Raw genomic sequence first — 19,343 nt, 5'->3', positions numbered from 1 at the left:
CAGACAGTCTGTTACGACCTTCCGTATCCAGCCTTTTTGTTGCACATTGTAGGCTTCGCCATCGCCTTATTGGTTTTTGATTCGGTACAGTTTTATTTCGCCCGAGCCAACTGGGTAACCTTTGTGTAGGGCATAGGTATAGCCGTGTATCATGCCTTCTGTTTTAACAAATAAAAGCATGTTTGAAGCAAAGGTAGTGTGTGAAGCTTCAATCTCGATCACACTACCATTTATACTGATGTTGTCTGGTGAAAAATGGGTTTGAGTTTCCTGAAATGTATTGGTGCCTTTGCTATATATGCTCAACGTTCCCTGTTTATCATCGTTCAACTGTAATAATGCTAGCTCTGGCTTATCTAAATACTGCATCACGCCAATCCATGTGCCATAGGGGTGCTCTACTAAACGCTTCTCAGCATCGAGAATAATATGCTTACGATTCTCGACAAATTTACGGGGAGTGGATTTTGCTTCTTGTTTTACAAGCCGATAGGTTTGAGATAAATAACTATCCTCCCCTTTATAGCTAGATTCTAAAACCGAAAAACCGCTCTCTAAATAAGGGGATAGGGTGAGAGTGCGCGTTACGTCATTTTCAATGACCGTGTTTATTGTGCATCTGTTTGCAATGCACTTAATGTTGTCATTGGTGAAGGCTGTACGCCGAACGTTTTTCAAACCGCCCGGGATCATAATTTCGTGGAGGTAGTGTTTACCAGTGACATTTATTTCTAGTAGCCTGAAGGTTAATTCATCATCACTAATGCCTTCCCATAACCCTGGTGACATTTCCATAGTCTTGGCGTTGCCAAAATGACTTAGCGACAACGATGCAATAAATAGTGTTAGTAGAATAGTGCGCATTTTTAATCCTTTAAAAAAGAGGAGCGGGCTTTTAAGGTTGCCAGTCTCATATTGCTCGACAGGATTAAAGTAACCGTTTTTTTTAATAATTCAAATAAAAAGGCCCGTGCTTGCTACAGCACGGGCCTTTTGAATAATGAGGTTTAGGTAGCCAATGGTTTAGCTGACCGCTCATCAAATCTATATTCTGTTTTCTAACCAGTATTACGCATACCAATGGCAATACCAGTGATCGTCACCATCATAGCGCGTTCTAAGCTGGTATTTTGCGACTCGTCGCCTGCTTTTCGAATGCGATCAAGCAATTCAATTTGCAGGTAGTGAAGAGGCTGTAAATACGCAGCGCGAATTTCCATCGACTCTTTTCCTTGAGGATCATTAGTCATAATGTCTTTTTCGCCAGTGATCGCGAGTAGAGAAGAAATACTCTCTTTAAGCTCGCTACGCAGAGCCTCACCAAAGTGCTTAAGCTCTTTTGGCACTAGACGCTCGTCATACGCTTCACTGATGCGTGGGTCGGCTTTGTGAAACACCATATCTAACATTGATAGGCGTGAACGATAAAATGGCCATTCGCTGAACATTTCGTTGACGACTTTCTCGTTTTCAGGCGTTTTCACGCTATCTATTGCACGCATAACACCAAGCCAGCTAGGCAGTACTAAGCGCGTTTGTGCCCATGCAAATATCCATGGAATAGCGCGTAGGCTTTCAATACCGCCCTGAGGTTTACGCTTAGCAGGGCGGCTGCCTAGCGGCAACTTGCCAAGCTCTTGTTCTGGCGTTGCCACTCGGAAGTAGGGAACAAATTCTTCATCATGACGCACAGTAGCGCGATAGTTGTCTCGGCCTTGGCCCGCCATGGCAGTTATAAGCTCTCGCCACTCTTCTTTAGGTGCCGGTGGTGGGAACAACATGGCTTCAATTATCGCGCTGGCGTAAATACCTAAGCTGCGTTTGGCAAGTGTTGGCATACCGAACTTATAGCGAATAGTTTCACCTTGTTCAGTGACACGGAAGCCGCCTTCAAGTGAGCCTGGGGGCTGAGAATAAATAGCGGCGTGAGCAGGTAGTCCACCACGACCGATAGTGCCACCACGACCGTGGAACAATGTTAGTGACACATCAAATTCTTCAGCAATGGCAACGAGTGCTTCTTGAGACTGATACTGTGCCCAACCAGCGGCGAGGGCTCCGGCGTCTTTTGCTGAATCAGAATAACCTATCATCACAAACTGACGGCCTTTAACGTATCCGCGATACCAGTCAATCGATAGCAACTTGCGCATTACGTCAGGCGAGTTGTTTAAGTCGTCTAGCGTTTCAAACAATGGGGCAACCGGCATTGGCCAGCTTACGCCGCTTTCTTGTAGCAATAACTGAACGGCAAGTACGTCAGAAGGCTCGCTCGCCATCGAAATAATATAAATACCAAAACCGTGTTTGCTGTGTTTAGCTACGACTTTACAGGTATCGAGTACTTCTTTTACGTCATCGGATGCATCCCATTTAGCGGGAAACAAAGGACGCTTCGAGCCAAGCTCGCGCAATAAGAACGCCTGCTTGTCTGCTTCGCTCCACTGTGCGTAATCACCAAGACCAAGGTAACGAGTCAGCTCACTAAATACATCTGAGTGACGCTCTGAGTCCTGACGCACATCAAGGCGCAGCAGATGAATACCGAAAACGCGGGCTCGGCGAATGGTATCTAATAATAAGCCGTTCGCAACTACTTGCATACCGCAGTCGATCAATGATTGATGACACAGCATCAGTGCATCCACAAGCTCGTCATCGCTTTCAATCCACTCTGAGGTATCAGGATTTTTCCCTGTAAGGTAGTCGTCAATACCGTCGCGAGTTTTAATGAAACGGTTAACCAATGGACGCAACAGAGCGCGGTAAGGTTCATTAGCATCGCCTACTTTAGCGCGAAGGTTGTCGTTGCAGTCGTACATTGAAAGTTCAACCTGCAGGCGATCTAAATCGATAGCGAATAATTTTGCTGCTCGCTTTCTTGCCAACAATAATACCTGTTCAGTGACTTTAGACGTAACGAATGGGTTGCCGTCGCGATCGCCGCCCATCCAAGAGCTGAATTGAACTGGAGACGCGTCAAGTGGCAACGCAACGTTATAATCTTTGGTAAGACGATCGCTCAACTCGCGAAGGAAGTCTGGCACCGCTTCCCAAAGCGAATTTTCGATAACCGAGAACCCCCAGCGAGCTTCATCTACTGGTGTTGGCCGAACCGACCGAATTTCTTCAGTATGCCATGCCTGTGCAATCAAATCGGCAATACGGGTTTCTACTTTGCTGCGATCGACATCGTTGAGTGATTCTTGGTGGACGGCCTGTAGGCAGTCAGCTAATTCTTTATGCTTGTGGATCAGCGTTCTACGAGTAACTTCAGTCGGGTGGGCAGTTAAAACAAGGTCGATATTGAGTTTGCCTACTGCCTCTTGCACTTTTTCAGTAGTGAGTTCAGCTTTATCAAGGTGCTCAAATAGTGCGTCCATCGACGCATCGACATTCATCGCTGCGTTGTATTCCTGCTCAGCAATATTGCCCAAATTCAAAAACTGTGCAAATGCACGGCCAACGGTGAGTAAGTCATCGTCGGACATGGATTTGAAAGTTTCTTTCAGTTCTTCGCTACATTTTCCGTCGCCCTGATACGAGGCTCGGCCGTCAATTCGTATCTTTTCAATACGGTCAAGCCAACCTTGACCCAACTGATTTTTAATCGTTTCGCCAAGTGTTTTTCCAAGATATCGGACGGTATCTTTTAGTTCAGCATCGTGATGAGTTTGCATGCTATCCTCCTAAATATATGGTCATAACCATACTGTGTCCTTTGCAACTTGTCTAACCTCTTTCGGTTATAATTTACAACATTTTGATACTTTAATAGCTTTATTAACAATGCTGAAAGCAAGATAAATTGTGGTGTGGTACACTCTCGCACCGGAAAATGCAGAAAAATATTCGCAATACGCGATGTGTTTAAAATTCGTACTGCATTTGTAATTTAATTTCAGGAGTTATTGTGACTGATACTTTCAATACAGTAGAAACCCAAGCAAGTTACGGCATTGGTTACCAAATGGGCCAGCAACTACAATCTAACCCATTTGACGGCTTAGCGATTGACGCTGTTGTAGCTGGTTTAAAAGATGCGTTTGCGGCTTCTGCACCTCAAGTTGATAACGACACGCTTCGCGATGCGTTCGGTGAAATCCACAACCGTATGCAAGCTGCAAAAGAAGAAGCAAGCAAAGCGGTGATAGAAGCAGGAACTCAATTCTTGGAAGACAACGCCAAACGTGAAGAAGTTAACGTAACAGCATCTGGTCTTCAGTACGAAGTGGTTGCTGAAGGTGAAGGGGATTCGCCAGTAGCAGAAAGTACGGTTCGTGTTCACTACCACGGTACGCTAACTGACGGTACTACATTCGACAGCTCTTATGAGCGCGGCCAGCCTGCAGAATTCCCGGTTGGTGGCGTTATAAAAGGTTGGACTGAAGCACTCCAAAGCATGAAAGTTGGCGCAAAATGGCGTTTGTATGTGCCTCACGATCTTGCCTATGGTGAACAAGGTGCTGGCGCAGCAATTGCACCTTACAGCACTCTGATTTTTGATGTTGAGTTACTCGATATCTTAGGCTAGTCAGTTTATTGAGGCGCAGTGTTTTGCTGCGCCCCAATCGCTCCTAAAAAATTATCCGTTGTAATAAAGCACCTCCAGCAAAAACGGCCTTCAGTAAAACCTACGCTGTAAAAATTACCCCCTGTAAAAAACATCGCTCAGTCAGTCAGGCTCTCGCAAAGGCCATATTCAATCCCCCTTTATTTGCGTTATGCTGTATTGACTACTTTCGATCTGCTCCGAGTTGTTAAACGCAATGACGGCATTACAATAGCGCCACGCTTAAATAAGGAAAATTATTATGGTTATCAAGCCTAAAGTGAGAGGCTTCATATGTACTAACGCGCATCCAGCGGGCTGTACAGCATCAGTAAAAGAACAGATTGCATACGTGGAAGGCCAGGGCGACTTAGGTGATGGACCTAAAAATGTACTCGTTATTGGCAGCTCAACGGGCTATGGCCTTGCATCTCGAATTACTTCAGCCTTTGGCTATGGCGCCAAAACCCTGGGTGTGTGCTTTGAAAAAGCCCCAACAGAGAGAAAAACAGGTACTGCCGGCTGGTATAATACCGCCGCATTTCACAAAGAAGCTAGCGCCAAAGGACTATACGCAGATACTGTGAACGGCGACGCATTTTCTGATGAGATAAAAGTAGAAACCATCGAAAAGATTAAGCAAAACATCGGAAAAGTAGACCTTGTTATCTACAGTCTCGCTTCACCGCGAAGAACAGACCCAGAAACGGGCGTAATCTACAAGTCTACACTAAAACCGGTGGGCCAAGCCTATACCACGAAAACGTATGATACTGATAAAGATAAAGTTCACGATGTATCCTTAGAGCCTGCCAACGATGAAGAAATTCTCAATACCATAAAAGTAATGGGCGGAGAAGATTGGGAGCGCTGGATGGACTTTCTTCGCGATGCCGATGTGTTAGCCGAAGGATGTAAAACAACTGCCTATACCTATATCGGTAAAGAATTAACTTGGCCTATTTATGGGCAAGCGACAATCGGTAAAGCGAAAGAAGACTTAGACCGTGCGGCAGCAGCCATTATTGGCAAAAATAGCGAACTTTTTGTACAAGCTAACGTCAGCTCGCTCAAAGCACTTGTTACCCAAGCAAGTTCAGCAATTCCAGTCATGCCCCTTTATATATCACTCATTTACAAAGTGATGAAAGAAGAGGGCACCCACGAGGGCTGTATTGAGCAAATTCACGGGTTATTCACCCAGTGCCTCTTTGGTGATAACCCAACGCTTGATGAAGCTAATCGCTATCGTATGGATGCGAAAGAAACTAACGATGCTACTCAAGCAAAAATTAAGATGTTGTGGGACCAAGTCACACAAGACAACTTTCATGAACTCAGTGATTACGCTGGTTATCATCACGAATTTCTTAAGCTATTCGGATTTGATATAGCGTCGGTAGATTACGAGCAGGATACCGATCCTCAAGTAAGCTGGTAAGCGCGGTTTAGTGACCTTAAAATGTGTTGAAAGCCGCCTCCAAAAGGCGGCTTTTTTACAGCGAATATAACGCTTAAAAAGTGAAAATTAGCCGATATAGACCATAGGTTTACATTAAATTGTCGAAAATTTTGTCTTTATCTGTGATTTGCGTGGCACAAAGGTATTGGTTAATGCTAAAATCCCGATATTAAGTGAGGTGCTTTTGAAGATGCTTTGCTTATTCAGCGGTGGCGAATTTGACATCTAAGTAATAGCAACAAATAGTGTAAATACTGCTGTCCAATAAAAACAAGGCGAGAAGCCCGCGTTAGGAATGAGCTGTTGCTAGAACGTAGCAAGCATACCGCGACGTTATCGGTAAGTTCCGTTAATCAAAACAAAAAGGTGTTTAGCACCTGTTACTAGTACGCTTTTGCATGCTGACAGGCAGGATAACTGCGGTTATGCAAAAGGGTATTTATATTAGAGTAGTGCAATTACATATGATAAAAATCAAGAAAGGTCTCGACCTCCCAATTGAGGGAGCGCCAAAGCAGGAGATTGCTGATGCATCTGCTGCAACGCGCGTTGCCATTCTGGGAGAAGAATATGTGGGTATGCGCCCTACCATGCACGTCCAAGCTGGCGATGTAGTGAAGAAAGGCCAGGTTCTTTTTGAAGACAAAAAGAACCCTGGCGTAAAATTCACTGCACCAGTTGCGGGGGAAGTGGTAGAGGTTAACCGTGGTGCAAAACGAGTGCTTCAGTCTGTAGTTATCAAAGCAAGCGGCAGCGATGCTGTTAAGTTTGATACGCTATCTGCTGAACACATCTCAAGTGCTTCACGAGAGCAGCTTCAATCAATCCTAGTAGAATCTGGCATGTGGACAGCGATTCGTACGCGTCCATTTAGCAAATCGCCTGCGTTAGATTCTGTACCAAACTCAATTTTCGTTACGGCAATGGACACTAATCCACTCGCAGCCGATCCGGCTGTGATCATTGCTGAGCGCCAAGAAGACTTTGCAAATGGTCTGAAGGCGTTAACACAATTGAGCGGTGGAAAGACATACGTTTGTAAAGCACCAGGTACATCAGTAGCAACCGGTGATGCAGCGGTCGACGTTGAAGAGTTTGGTGGTCCTCACCCAGCCGGTCTACCAGGCACGCACATCCATTATTTGGATTCTGCTGGCATGAACAAAACCGTTTGGCATGTTAATTACCAAGACGTAATCGCTATCGGCGCATTACTGACAACAGGTGAACTAGATAGCCGACGTGTCATTTCACTTGCAGGTCCTGCAGCTAAAAACCCTCGTCTTGTTCGCACAACCGTGGGTGCTGATTTAGCAGAATTAACAGAAAATGAACTTGTAGACGGTGACGTGCGCGTTGTGTCTGGCTCTGTGCTTAACGGTACTACAGCACAAGGTGTTCACGGCTTCTTAGGCCGTTTCCACACGCAGGTATCATTATTAAAAGAAGGTCACGAGAAAAAGTTCTTGGGTTGGATTACTCCAGGCTCAGACAAGCACTCAGTGACACGTGCTTACCTAGGTCACTTAGGTGGCAGCAAGAAATTTGATATGACAACAACTACCAATGGTTCTGAACGCTCTATGGTTCCAATTGGTAATTATGAACGCGTTATGCCCCTAGATATCATTCCTACGCTTTTGCTTAGAGATTTGATTTCTGGTGATACTGACAGTGCTCAGACATTGGGTTGCTTAGAGTTGGACGAAGAAGATTTGGCATTGTGTACGTATGTATGCCCTGGCAAGTACAATTATGCTCCTATTTTACGCGACTGTTTGGCCACGATAGAGAAAGAGGGTTAAGTCATGGGTTTAAAAGCGTATTTAGAAAAAATCGAACCGAACTTCGAGCCAGGTGGTAAGCATGAAAAGTGGTATGCGCTTTACGAAGCTGCGGCGACCATCTTTTACACGCCAGGCAAAGTAAACAAAGCAAATACTCACGTGCGCGACAGTATCGATCTCAAGCGCATCATGATCATGGTTTGGATGGCAACATTCCCAGCTATGTTCTTTGGTATGTACAACATAGGCTTCCAAGCGCAAGACGCGATTGCTGCTGGTGCAGGTACACTGCCAGATACGTGGCAAGCGGGTCTGTTCTCTGCCCTAGGTGGAGACCTATCAAATGCGGGCGTACTAGGCATGTTCTTCTACGGAGCGTGTTTCTGGTTACCTATTTATGCCACTACCTTCATAGTAGGTGGTTTCTGGGAAGTCCTTTTTGCTTCAGTGCGTAAACATGAAGTTAACGAAGGTTTCTTTGTAACCTCAGTCCTTTTCGCATTAACGTTACCTGCAACAATTCCTTTGTGGCAGGTGGCATTGGGCATCACCTTCGGTGTGGTTATTGCCAAAGAAGTATTTGGCGGAACAGGCCGTAACTTCTTAAATCCAGCACTTTCCGGTCGTGCGTTCTTATACTTTGCGTATCCTGCACAAATCTCAGGTGACCAAGTTTGGGTAGCGGCAGACGGATACTCTGGTGCAACTTCTCTAAGTCAAGCAGCCTCTGGCACCCTTGATTACGCAAACATGGACCAATGGATGAACAGCTTCTTGGGTACGATCTCAGGATCTGCCGGTGAAGTATCAACCCTTGCGATAATTCTTGGTGGTTTGTTCATTATGTATATGGGGATAGCAAGCTGGCGTATCGTTGCCGGTGTTGGCCTAGGTGTAGCGTTCTTTGCAACTTTGCTCAATGTAATCGGTAGCGATACCAACGCGATGTTTGCTATGCCCGCATACTGGCATTTTGTAGTCGGTGGACTTGCCTTCGGTATGTTCTTTATGGCCACAGACCCAGTATCTGCTGCATTCACAAACCAAGGTAAATGGGCTTACGGCTTCTTTATCGGATTCATGACGGTATTAATACGTGTATTGAACCCAGCCTTCCCAGAAGGTGTGATGCTAGCGATTCTATTTGCTAACTTGTGGGCACCATTGTTCGACTATTTTGTCGCGCAGAGCAATATCAAGCGGAGGGTAGCACGTGTCGGCTAAGAAAGAATCTTTAGGCAAAACAGTAGGCATTGTTGTTGCCGTATGTTTAGTATGTTCAATTGTTGTATCTGGCGCGGCCGTTGGCCTGCGCTCGTTACAACAAACGAACGCTGCTCTTGATAAGAAGAGTAATATCCTTAATGCCGCAGGTCTTTACGAAATGGGCATGAGTAACAGCGTTATCGAAAGTACTTACGACGAGCGAGTAGAACCGCGCTTCGTTAATTTGGATAGCGGTCAATTCGTTGAGGCACCAACTGCAGACTATGATATGTACAAGGCTGCTAAACAAACTGAATACAGCACGCAAGTAAAAAACAGTAATGTTGGTTTCCAACGCCGTCCTGACGTAGCCAGTGTTTATCTGGTACGTGATGCCCAAGGTGATGTATCGCGCATCATCCTTCCAGTGCACGGCAGCGGACTTTGGGACCTTATGTATGGCTTCTTAGCGCTAGATGCAGACGGACAAACTGTTCGTGAACTCATTTATTATCAGCAAAAAGAAACGCCAGGACTAGGCGGTGAGGTTCAAAATCCAGCGTGGCAGGATAAGTGGGATGGCAAAGAAATATACGAAAACGGTGATGTAGCCATTCGTGTAGTAAAGAATGCTAACCCAAGCAATCCTCACACAATTGATGCGCTTTCAGGTGCGACCCTAACGAGTAACGGTGTAGAAAATACAATACGCTACTGGGTAGGCGAGCAAGGCTTCGGCCAGTTCCTGAAGAACCAAGCATGGCGTTCATAAGGGAAGTCTCATGGCAGCAACTAAAGAAATGAAAAAGGCCCTCTTTGGGCCAATATTGGACAACAACCCGATCGCTCTTCAGGTATTAGGGGTGTGTTCAGCGCTGGCAATTACCACAAAGCTAGAAACAGCATTGGTAATGTCACTAGCACTAACAAGTGTCGTAGCATTCTCAAACTTGTTTATCTCGCTTATTCGTAACCAGATTCCTTCTAGTGTTCGAATAATCATCCAAATGACAATCATTGCCTCACTGGTAATTGTTGTTGACCAAATATTGAAAGCGTATTCGTATGAAATTTCGAAGCAGCTGTCGGTGTTCGTTGGATTGATAATTACTAACTGTATCGTAATGGGTCGTGCAGAAGCCTATGCGATGAAGAGTCCACCTCTTATGAGCTTCCTCGACGGGATAGGTAACGGCCTAGGATATTCTTTCGTACTAGTAGTGATTGGTACAATTAAAGAGTTATTTGGTTTTGGTACTATTTTAGGATTTGAGATCCTTCCACTTGTTCAGAACGGTGGTTGGTATCAGGGTAACGGGCTGTTAATACTGCCATTCAGTTCATTCTTCTTAATCGGTGGTTTAATATGGTTTATCCGTACTATCCGTCCAGAGCAAGTAGAGCCTAAGGAGTAAGTCGTGGAACACTATTTGTCGTTATTTGTTCGCTCAATATTTGTTGAGAACATGGCGTTGTCACTTTTCTTAGGTATGTGTACCTTCTTGGCGGTTTCTAAGAAAGTGAAAACTGCAATGGGTCTTGGTGTAGCAGTAGTTGTTGTGCTTGGTATATCAGTACCTGTTAACCAAATCATTTACGTTAATATCCTTGCTCCAGGTGCGCTTGCATGGGCAGGCTTCCCAGAAGCCGACTTAAGTTTTCTTAACTTTCTAACCTTCATCGGCGTTATTGCTGCGTTGGTACAGATATTAGAAATGAGTTTGGACAAGTTCTTCCCAGCGCTATACAACGCACTTGGTATATTCTTGCCGTTGATCACCGTTAACTGCGCAATCTTTGGTGGTGTTGCATTTGCGGTTCAACGCGAATATAACTTGAGCGAAAGTGTGGTTTACGGCGTAGGAAGTGGTATCGGTTGGGCAATTGCCATTGTGTTGTTGGCCGCTGTACGCGAAAAGCTGAAATATGCCGATATGCCTGATGGTATTCGTGGTCTAGGGTCTGTATTCATGATTGCGGGTCTAATGGCGCTTGGCTTCCAGTCATTCACTGGTATTCAGCTTTAATCGAGCTCGGGAGCATTTAAATGAATAACGTAGAAATTTATCTAGGCGTCGGCATGTTCATTGCCATTGTATTGGCACTAGTATTCATCATCATGTTTGCCAAGTCTAAATTGGTACCAAGTGGTGACGTTACTATTACCATTAATGGCGATCCGGACAAAGCTATTAAAACTGAGCCAGGCGGCAAGTTGCTAGGTGCGCTTGCAGATGCTGGTTACTTTGTATCTTCAGCGTGCGGTGGCGGTGGCTCTTGTGGTCAGTGTCGTGTGGATGTGCATTCAGGTGGTGGTGAGATATTGCCTACCGAGCTTGATCACATCACTAAAGGTGAGGCACGTGAAGGCTGCCGTTTATCGTGTCAGGTTGCGATTAAGCAAGACATGGAAATTGAGCTAGAAGAGTCTGTATTTGGTGTTAAAAAATGGGATTGTGAAGTTATCTCTAATGACAACAAAGCAACCTTCATCAAAGAGCTTAAACTTAAAATTCCTAACGGTGAAAGCGTACCTTTCCGCGCTGGTGGCTACATTCAAATTGAAGCACCTGCTCACCATGTTAAGTATAAAGAGTTTGAAATTCCTGATGAGTACCGTGGTGACTGGGAACGCTTTGGCTTCTTTGACATCGAGTCGAAAGTAGACGAAGAAACAATTCGCGCCTACTCAATGGCGAACTACCCAGAGGAAGAAGGCATTATTATGTTGAACGTGCGTATTGCTACGCCGCCGCCTAATAACTTAAGCCTACCTGCTGGTAAAATGTCTTCGTACATTTGGAGCCTTAAAGAGGGTGACAAAGCGACTATCTCTGGTCCGTTCGGTGAGTTCTTCGCGAAAGACACTGAAAACGAGATGGTATTCGTAGGTGGTGGTGCTGGTATGGCCCCAATGCGTTCACACATCTTCGACCAATTACGTCGCTTAAAATCTTCACGTAAGATGAGCTTCTGGTACGGTGCACGTTCACTTCGTGAAATGTTCTACACAGAAGATTTCGACGAGTTAGCGGCTGAAAATGAGAATTTTGAGTGGCACGTGGCACTTTCAGATCCACAGCCTGAAGACAACTGGGAAGGTGAGACTGGATTCATTCACCAAGTGTTACTTGAGAGATATCTTAAAGATCACCCAGCGCCAGAAGACTGTGAGTTCTACATGTGTGGGCCACCTATGATGAACGCTGCCGTTATCAACATGCTTAAAGACTTAGGCGTTGAAGACGATAACATCATGCTAGATGACTTCGGTGGTTAATCTACGCAAATATGTTTAAAAAAGGGGCGTAAGCCCCTTTTTTGTTTGTGTTAAGAATAGAGAAAGGAACTTATTGTGATTCGATTTTTTGTTCGAATTCTATTGGCTGTTATTGCCATAGCCATGGTAATGCTCGCAAGTTGCAGCGATAAAAGTCGCCCTGTTGTGCATCTTCAGGGGCAAACTATGGGCACAACATATAATGTTAAGTATTTGGCAGATAAAGGTAAGGCAGTAGAAGGTCTTCAGGCAGAGATTGATGCTCGATTGGTAAACGTCAACAAAATGATGTCCACGTATGACCCAACTTCTGAGTTATCACGCTTTAATCAGTATCGTTACACCGATAATTTTGCAGTGTCTGAGGATACTTTGCTTGTAGTCAATGAGGCGTTACGGCTAGCCAATTTAAGTGGCGGCGTGCTAGATGTTACCGTAGGTCCCTTAGTTAACCTATGGGGTTTTGGCCCTACTAAGCGACCTGAAAGAGTACCTTCTCGCGATGATATCGATGATGTTCGTGACTACGTAGGTTATCAAAAGTTAGGTACGACTCAGACGGGACTAAAGAAACAGCACCCTATGTTGTATGTCGACCTATCTACTATTGCTAAAGGCTTTGGTGTTGATGAAGTGGCTGAAATACTAGAGCAGTACAACATTGAAAACTACCTAGTTGAGATTGGTGGTGAGATGCGTGTTAAAGGACTACGTGGCGATGGTAGCGAGTGGCTTATTGCTATCGAAAAGCCTGTAACCACAGAGCGCGCTATTCAAAAAGTGGTGTCGATTGGAACAAACGCTGTGGCAACGTCGGGCGACTATCGTAATTATTATGAAGAAGATGGCATTCGCTATTCCCATCTTATTGATCCTACTACGGGTTATCCAATATCCCACAATTTAGTGTCGGTAACCGTCATCCACCCGTCATCAATGACCGCAGATGGGCTTGCCACTGCGTTTAATGTCATGGGATGGAAACAGGCTATTGAAGTGGCGGAGCAGGAAAACATTGCTGTGTTCCTTATTCGTCGCACAGGTGAAAGTTTTGAAGAGTATGCGTCGCCAGAATTTGATAAACTGGTCACAGTACACAATTAAGGGGTAGGTATGTCTACATTTATTCTCGCATTTGGTTTCTTTTTGACCATGGTTGCAGCCATGGCCATCGGTTACTTGGTGCAGCGAAAAACTATTTCGGGAAGTTGTGGCGGGTTAGGCGCAATCGGTATAGAAAAAGCGTGTGACTGCCCAGAACCTTGTGATCGCAAAAAGTCGCGCATGGAAAAAGAAGAGGCACGTCAGAAAAAGCTAAATGAATGGAAGCAAAACCAAATTTTGTAATGCTTAGGCTTTCTTTGGTCTAATATTTAAGAGCGCTGTTTGATGCTAATCGACAGCGCTTTTTTGTATCTTTCAGACAGCTATTCTTTGTCGAGTTCGAACAGCTAAATGAATACTGTCAATAGCGTATTGTCCCACGAGTCAGCAGGGAAAATGGGGCGTCAGGCATGCAAATGAGCGTATGGGAGACGTTTAAATTCGAGAATTTCACTACGTTCAACCCGTATTTCGTTGCTACACATTACTATTTAGGCTAAGTTTAAGCTTCATAAAATCTCAACTCTGCAACCAATTATAAAACATCAAGGAAGATCTATGACACGCAATGTACGTCTCGGGGCCCTCAGTGTAATCGCATTATCCCTAGCCGCATGTGGAGGCGGAGGTTCAGACGCTGAGGTGCCGAGCAATGGCGGTGGTACCTCTTCGGTATCGTCATCCTCAATCATCGAAAACGCAAAAGACTACAATACGTCGCGACTCAATACTGCGGCTAAGTCTATTGCAGACGCTCAATACAAAGGCAAAACAACCGACGCGGAAGTCAATCTGGAATTGGTCCAACGATCATTCAATTTATTATTTAATGATTCTGTTATGTCTTTGCCAGAACTGGCGGAGCAGGACTTCTCTGATGACGTGAAAGACGGCACGATTACGAAAACATATGCCTGCGATCAAGGTGGCAGTGTTGCTTACGATGGTAAGGTGTCAGATAACTTAACGGCCACCATCGCCATGAATTATCAAAACTGTTGGTTGTATAGCAATGGCGTTGCCATTTCTGGGTCAACAGCCATCGCTATTGAAAGCGTGACTGAGAGCGCTGTGAGATACAGTGTGTATTTCGACAGTCTTACTTGGACTGACGACGGCATACCTTACACTTTGTCGGGCGTAGTCTCAATTGACGAAGGCTTCAGTCAAACTAACGGTAACTATAGTGCAGATACCAGACAGCATGTCGCGTTCACTATTGGCGCAGAGCAGTATAAATTAGAAGGCGACTTCAATATGTCTGATAGTTTTTCTGAAACCGTTAACCATGCTGAGTTAGACTTTTATGTTGGTTCTAAAGGTAAGCTAGTTATTAAAGCAGATAGCCCTGAATATCTCTCGCCATACATGAACGTGGGTGAATTAATTGTGGCGGGTGATATAACTGCAACGTTATTGTTCGAGCAAGGTTCTATTCGATATTTAGAGGATACAGACAACGATGGTAACTACGACATAGGTACATTTTTAGTCGATGTCTATGATTTAATTAGTGGTAACCTTGCAGACAGATTCCTCGTCGCTGTTCCTGACATGTCTGCCCCACCAACTGTTAACGCACCTGATTTTTATACTTGGGACACGGTGGATACGACGACACCTATAACCGTTAGTCCAGGCTATTATTATGACAACGATACCGATGAAGAAGACTTATCGGTCAGTTATCGTTGGTATATCAACGGTGCCCTAGTAGAGGATGTTTCAGGAGATACCTTACCGGCTTACCGTGCTGTTTTTAACGATTTGTTAGAAGTGTCTATGGTCGTCTCAGATAGCGCTAACTCTGTGGAGTCGGGTCGCATTTCAATCGTGTTAGCGGATGCTCCGGCACAAGTCGTGTTCGAAAACTTACCTGAATCAGTGTCTCCTGGCGAGCTTATCGAATTCAAAGCAACGGTATCTGATCCAGATCTTGGCGACAATCAAGGGGTTCCTATTTTGGTATCTGCTCCCAAAGGTGCAACTATCAATGAAGATGGATTCATTTCTTGGCAAGTGCCGAATAATCAATTGTTTAAAACTCAGCTTTACGCATTTGGTTTTTCGACTGGCGAAGATGGTGCTGAAATAGTCAAAACATTTGTCTCCGTGACTAACAGCGAGGTACAAGAGTTGGCCCGCTCGGGTATTGAAGTGCCTAAGTTGAATAATTCAATGGCAATTGGTGATTTTGACCACGACGGCGACAATGAAGTTCTCTCCACTGATTCAGAAAACCGCGTCTTTTTGCTGTCTTATCAAAACGGTAGCTATAACCAGACCTGGATGTATCCCTACATAATTGAGGAAGGTGGAAGAGTTAAGCAAGTGCTTAGTACAGATATTGATAAGGATGATTACCCTGATATTTTAGTGATATCTGAGCATAGCGTATCCGTGCTTACCAACATTAATGAAACGGCTACAACGCTCATTATGACTGATAAATATATACATAGTGCGGTGCTTGGTGATATCGATAACGATGGCGATGACGAATTGGCCTACCTATATTCAACATACGATTATGACGAAGCCAAATATATTGCAGTGGTTGATCTCAGTTCGCCCGAGACTCCTCTTTTTACTTTCACCGCAGACGATACCTATGAAATAGCACTAGGTAACGTAGATTCTGACGCTCAGTTGGAATTAGTTACAAACTCTGGATTGGTTTATGACCTTGAGTCGGGTGAAAACCAGTGGTTTTTGGGTTCAGGATTTAGTAGTAACCACCTTGTCGTTGCTGACATAAATGGCGACGGTATTGATGAGATTGTTGGTGCAGACAGTTGGTCTTACATCTATGTGTACTCAGCACAAAACAAATCTCAAATTACGAGTTTTGAGAATTTTAACACTTGCGACATTAGCGCAGGGAAACTGACCGACGGTAGCGATCCCGTATTACTAGTAGGGGACTGCCAATGGGGCAATATTCACGCCATGAAGTTGTCTAACAATACGCTCACTTCAGTATTTAACATTGATATGATTGATCATGGATCGTCCTCGCTAACCCTTGGAGATGCTGATAATGATGGCCTCAATGAACTGTTATGGGGCACTGGCATTACTTCTTCAGGTGAAGATTTATTAGTTACAGCAGATGTCACTGCAACTTCTGCAACAATTAAAGCTGCAGCAACTACGCATCAGCTAGACAGTTTTAATGCGGCTGGGTGGGCAGATTTGTATCCTGGCGACGAACGCGCAGTTTTCTTCGTACCGAGCACGGGGAGTGGCTATGAAGGCTCAAAGGTTTTATTAATGGAGAACACGGGTAATTACATTACTAGTGGAGAGATTTCTACAAACTGGGATAACTCTCGCATTGCTGTCACGACCGATTACAACAATGATGGTGCTGGCGATTTATTCTTGCCTACTGCACAAACCTATGATGGTGCATTTGCTGCAATGCAGTTAAATGATTTCTCTATTCAATATGAGATTACAGGTAGCTATTCCAACGATGTTTCAGTGATTAAATCATTTGACTTTAATAACGATGGTTTCGACGATGCAGTTTATGTCGATGGACGCACGTTAAAAGCAGTCGACGTGAATAATCAAGTTATGTTGGCTACTTACACTATGCCTCAATATTTCCGTGATTTTGATATCGTCGCGATGAATGACAATGTCTACGTTGCGCTCTCTCAAGACAACAACATAACTCAATTACTTAAGCCAACGGCATCAGGTTTCTCTATTCTTGCAAGTACCGATACCTCTTGTGCACGCCTTACCTTTATTAATGCTGATAGTGATGCTGCCGCAGAGTTGGCCTGTTATAACGATCAAAAACAATCTCTGGTTATGTTTGATGTTACTGACACCAGTTTGACCAAAACATCAGACGTTTCGGTTAACATTGATATTGTCGATATGGTAGCGAATCCAGTGTCTGCTACTAAACAGACACTACTCGTATCTTCGTCGAATGACGATGACTACTGGGGGTATTACGGTACTTCAGAACTCAGCGAAATGACGGTTGAAGGCACCCCTATCTGGAAAAGCCCATCGTTGATTGGTTCACCTCGTAGTTACTCTCTCCATGCGAGAAAATCTAAGGAAGGAAGTCTAGAAGTGATGATGGCTACGGCTCGGGCAATGTATTGGTTGGGTCGGGTCGAGTAACTACTGCCGATTAGGTCAGTTTTAATACTTTTCTAAGGCGCATTCATGATTGAGCGGTTACGTCACAGCGTTGGTGTTGACCGCTCTATATTGGAGTTTTAGACAGTCTTAGTCTGGGCTGCTTTGTTGAAAAATAACAAGCTCTCATTTAAAGCTCTGCCGTTTAGGAGAGAGGGAGCTAAAAGCTCTGTTAATCTTATTAAGAATCTGGAGCGATATAGTGTAATTAAGCGACATTGGTAATATACTGTCTTTTTGTACAGCTTCTTGTAAGCACGTTAAGAGCAAAGACAGGCAATGCGAAAAATCATCCACGTTGATATGGATTGTTTTTATGCCGCAGTGGAAATGCGGGATAATCCTGCGCTTAAGAATATTCCCATTGCAATAGGAGGAAGTTCCGATCGCAGAGGCGTGATTTCAACGTGTAACTACCCGGCAAGACAATATGGCGTACGTAGCGCAATGGCTACCGCTTATGCCATGAAACTGTGCCCAAATCTTACCTTAGTAAAAGGCCGCATGGACGCTTACGCTAGCGAGTCTCAAAAAATTCGTAAAATATTTTCTGACTACACAGACTTGGTAGAGCCATTGTCATTAGATGAAGCCTATCTTGATGTGACTAACAGTCAGTTTTGCGGCGGTAGTGCCACATTAATAGCCGAAGAGATCCGCGCAAGAATCGAAAGTGAATTGGGTTTAACCGCATCAGCAGGTGTTGCGCCATGCAAATTCGTTGCAAAGGTAGCGAGTGATGAAAACAAGCCCGATGGCATTTGCGTGATTACGCCTGATAATCTTGATGAGTTTGTTCGCAACATGCCCCTTAAGAAGATACCTGGTGTGGGCAAAGTGACGATGCAAAAGTTGACACGCATGGGGCTCAATATTTGTAACGATGTTCGCCAGTATCCTTACGAACGAATACAGAAAGAGTTTGGTAAGTTTGGCAGTGTACTTTGGGAAAGAGCTCATGGCATTGATGAGCGAGAACTATCAATATCTCGCGAGCGAAAATCGATTGGTGTGGAGCGTACTTTAAGTAACGACATTCAGACAATTGAACAGTGCAAGGCATTTCTTCCCCATTTACTTGAAAAACTGCAAGAGCGCATGGAGAATCATAAGAAGAGGACCGGCAAGTCGGTGCGCTTAAGAACACAGGGTGTAAAACTCAAGTTCAACGATTTTCAGCTGACCACCGTTGAACACCGGCATGCCATACTTGAAGAGCACTATTTTGCCTCGCTAATGGAGGAGGCTTTCGAGCGGGCCAATGGACGGGGAATTCGCCTAGTTGGAATACATATAGGCTTAGCTGCCCATCAATCGACACAGCAGTTGATTTTACCTTTTGACGATTAAAGCTAAGCCAATAGAGATAAGCCAGTAAAACCAGTCAAAAAACGTAATCAAATAATAAAGCTAGCGAGAGAACAATAACAATTATGGAAACGACAAATCTCATCACTCCAGGCCGCTACAAGCATTATAAAGGCAATATGTACGATGTATATGAGGTTGCCACACACTCAGAAGATGAATCGAAACTGGTGGTATACCGGCCCTGTTACGGTGAGCGAGCGCTATGGGTTCGCCCCCTTGACATGTTTACAGAAACCGTTGAACGAGATGGAAAGGCGTTTTCGCGTTTTGCCTTTGTGGGCCCTATCCCTGACGGCGAAAAAATGATCTAACTAGTCAGATTGTCCATAATGAAGGCATAGTAAAAAATGCATCGCATCACTTGTCATTAATCAATGTGTGCTTGCGTTATTGCAAGTTGAGTTTCTAGCACTT

At 44.6% G+C, this 19,343-nt stretch carries 15 protein-coding genes; 13 read left to right on the top strand and 2 right to left on the bottom strand.

The features are described 5' to 3' along the window. Nucleotides 1–66: 66 nt before the first annotated feature. Complete coding sequence (locus ACOJR9_RS16165; RefSeq protein WP_420933941.1) at nt 67–864, bottom strand: hypothetical protein; 798 nt, start codon at nt 862–864, stop codon at nt 67–69. Nucleotides 865–1,058: 194 nt separating this feature from the next. Beyond that, nucleotides 1,059–3,680, bottom strand: coding sequence for a phosphoenolpyruvate carboxylase (gene ppc, locus ACOJR9_RS16160; protein WP_420933940.1), 2,622 nt, complete (start codon nt 3,678–3,680; stop codon nt 1,059–1,061). 233 nt (nt 3,681–3,913) lie between these two features. Here ppc and ACOJR9_RS16155 point away from each other — a divergent pair, with 233 nt between their 5' ends. From ACOJR9_RS16155 to ACOJR9_RS16095, 13 genes are all read left to right on the top strand, one after another. After that, nucleotides 3,914–4,534, top strand: a complete 621-nt coding sequence (locus ACOJR9_RS16155) for an FKBP-type peptidyl-prolyl cis-trans isomerase (RefSeq protein WP_420933939.1) — start codon at nt 3,914–3,916, stop codon at nt 4,532–4,534. A 280-nt stretch (nt 4,535–4,814) separates the two neighbouring features. Continuing rightward, nucleotides 4,815–5,993 (top strand): enoyl-ACP reductase FabV, encoded by a 1,179-nt coding sequence (gene fabV / locus ACOJR9_RS16150; protein ID WP_420933938.1) that lies wholly within the window; start codon nt 4,815–4,817, stop codon nt 5,991–5,993. A 485-nt stretch (nt 5,994–6,478) separates the two neighbouring features. After that, nucleotides 6,479–7,819 (top strand): Na(+)-translocating NADH-quinone reductase subunit A, encoded by a 1,341-nt coding sequence (locus tag ACOJR9_RS16145; protein WP_420933937.1) that lies wholly within the window; start codon nt 6,479–6,481, stop codon nt 7,817–7,819. A 3-nt stretch (nt 7,820–7,822) separates the two neighbouring features. Then, nucleotides 7,823–9,025, top strand: coding sequence for an NADH:ubiquinone reductase (Na(+)-transporting) subunit B (locus ACOJR9_RS16140; protein ID WP_420933936.1), 1,203 nt, complete (start codon nt 7,823–7,825; stop codon nt 9,023–9,025). Beyond that, a complete protein-coding gene (locus ACOJR9_RS16135) occupies nt 9,015–9,779 on the top strand; it encodes a Na(+)-translocating NADH-quinone reductase subunit C (RefSeq protein ID WP_420933935.1) in 765 nt (254 codons plus the stop codon). The genes ACOJR9_RS16140 and ACOJR9_RS16135 overlap by 11 nt, the downstream gene beginning before the upstream one ends. Before the next feature lie 10 nt (nt 9,780–9,789). Then, the gene (locus ACOJR9_RS16130; RefSeq protein ID WP_420933934.1) at nt 9,790–10,422 is read left to right on the top strand and encodes an NADH:ubiquinone reductase (Na(+)-transporting) subunit D; all 633 of its coding nucleotides are present in this window, start codon (nt 9,790–9,792) and stop codon (nt 10,420–10,422) included. Between the two features lie 3 nt (nt 10,423–10,425). Further along, nucleotides 10,426–11,034, top strand: coding sequence for an NADH:ubiquinone reductase (Na(+)-transporting) subunit E (nqrE, locus tag ACOJR9_RS16125; protein WP_420933933.1), 609 nt, complete (start codon nt 10,426–10,428; stop codon nt 11,032–11,034). Nucleotides 11,035–11,054: 20 nt separating this feature from the next. Beyond that, nucleotides 11,055–12,287: an NADH:ubiquinone reductase (Na(+)-transporting) subunit F gene (nqrF, locus tag ACOJR9_RS16120; protein ID WP_420933932.1), complete on the top strand. Its 1,233-nt coding sequence runs from the start codon at nt 11,055–11,057 to the stop codon at nt 12,285–12,287. A 75-nt stretch (nt 12,288–12,362) separates the two neighbouring features. Further along, on the top strand, nt 12,363–13,391 hold the full coding sequence (locus tag ACOJR9_RS16115) for an FAD:protein FMN transferase (RefSeq protein WP_420933931.1): 1,029 nt from the start codon (nt 12,363–12,365) through the stop codon (nt 13,389–13,391). 9 nt (nt 13,392–13,400) lie between these two features. Further along, the gene (nqrM, locus tag ACOJR9_RS16110) at nt 13,401–13,634 is read left to right on the top strand and encodes a (Na+)-NQR maturation NqrM (protein WP_032095528.1); all 234 of its coding nucleotides are present in this window, start codon (nt 13,401–13,403) and stop codon (nt 13,632–13,634) included. A gap of 315 nt (nt 13,635–13,949) precedes the next feature. Then, complete coding sequence (locus tag ACOJR9_RS16105) at nt 13,950–17,540, top strand: FG-GAP repeat domain-containing protein (protein ID WP_420933930.1); 3,591 nt, start codon at nt 13,950–13,952, stop codon at nt 17,538–17,540. A gap of 297 nt (nt 17,541–17,837) precedes the next feature. After that, nucleotides 17,838–18,908: a DNA polymerase IV gene (dinB, locus tag ACOJR9_RS16100; RefSeq protein WP_420933929.1), complete on the top strand. Its 1,071-nt coding sequence runs from the start codon at nt 17,838–17,840 to the stop codon at nt 18,906–18,908. Nucleotides 18,909–18,991: 83 nt separating this feature from the next. Continuing rightward, a complete protein-coding gene (locus ACOJR9_RS16095; RefSeq protein ID WP_420933928.1) occupies nt 18,992–19,240 on the top strand; it encodes a DUF1653 domain-containing protein in 249 nt (82 codons plus the stop codon). The last annotated feature ends 103 nt before the right edge of the window (nt 19,241–19,343 follow it).

It is taken from the genome of Alteromonas ulvae (assembly GCF_048987005.1).
Classification (GTDB): Bacteria; Pseudomonadota; Gammaproteobacteria; order Enterobacterales; family Alteromonadaceae; genus Alteromonas.
Note: the sequence above shows the minus strand (reverse complement) of the source record. Positions and strands in the feature narration are given on the sequence as shown.

Excerpts from the sequence above, each read along its gene's own strand:
- dinB (WP_420933929.1), top strand. The coding sequence starts at position 17,838 with ATGCGAAAAATCATCCACGTTGATATGGATTGTTTTTATGCCGCAGTG.
- fabV (WP_420933938.1), top strand. The coding sequence starts at position 4,815 with ATGGTTATCAAGCCTAAAGTGAGAGGCTTCATATGTACTAACGCGCAT.
- ACOJR9_RS16105 (WP_420933930.1), top strand. The coding sequence starts at position 13,950 with ATGACACGCAATGTACGTCTCGGGGCCCTCAGTGTAATCGCATTATCC.
- ACOJR9_RS16165 (WP_420933941.1), bottom strand. The coding sequence starts at position 864 with ATGCGCACTATTCTACTAACACTATTTATTGCATCGTTGTCGCTAAGT.
- ppc (WP_420933940.1), bottom strand. The coding sequence starts at position 3,680 with ATGCAAACTCATCACGATGCTGAACTAAAAGATACCGTCCGATATCTT.
- ACOJR9_RS16140 (WP_420933936.1), top strand. The coding sequence starts at position 7,823 with ATGGGTTTAAAAGCGTATTTAGAAAAAATCGAACCGAACTTCGAGCCA.
- ACOJR9_RS16145 (WP_420933937.1), top strand. The coding sequence starts at position 6,479 with ATGATAAAAATCAAGAAAGGTCTCGACCTCCCAATTGAGGGAGCGCCA.
- nqrM (WP_032095528.1), top strand. The coding sequence starts at position 13,401 with ATGTCTACATTTATTCTCGCATTTGGTTTCTTTTTGACCATGGTTGCA.
- nqrF (WP_420933932.1), top strand. The coding sequence starts at position 11,055 with ATGAATAACGTAGAAATTTATCTAGGCGTCGGCATGTTCATTGCCATT.
- ACOJR9_RS16130 (WP_420933934.1), top strand. The coding sequence starts at position 9,790 with ATGGCAGCAACTAAAGAAATGAAAAAGGCCCTCTTTGGGCCAATATTG.
- ACOJR9_RS16095 (WP_420933928.1), top strand. The coding sequence starts at position 18,992 with ATGGAAACGACAAATCTCATCACTCCAGGCCGCTACAAGCATTATAAA.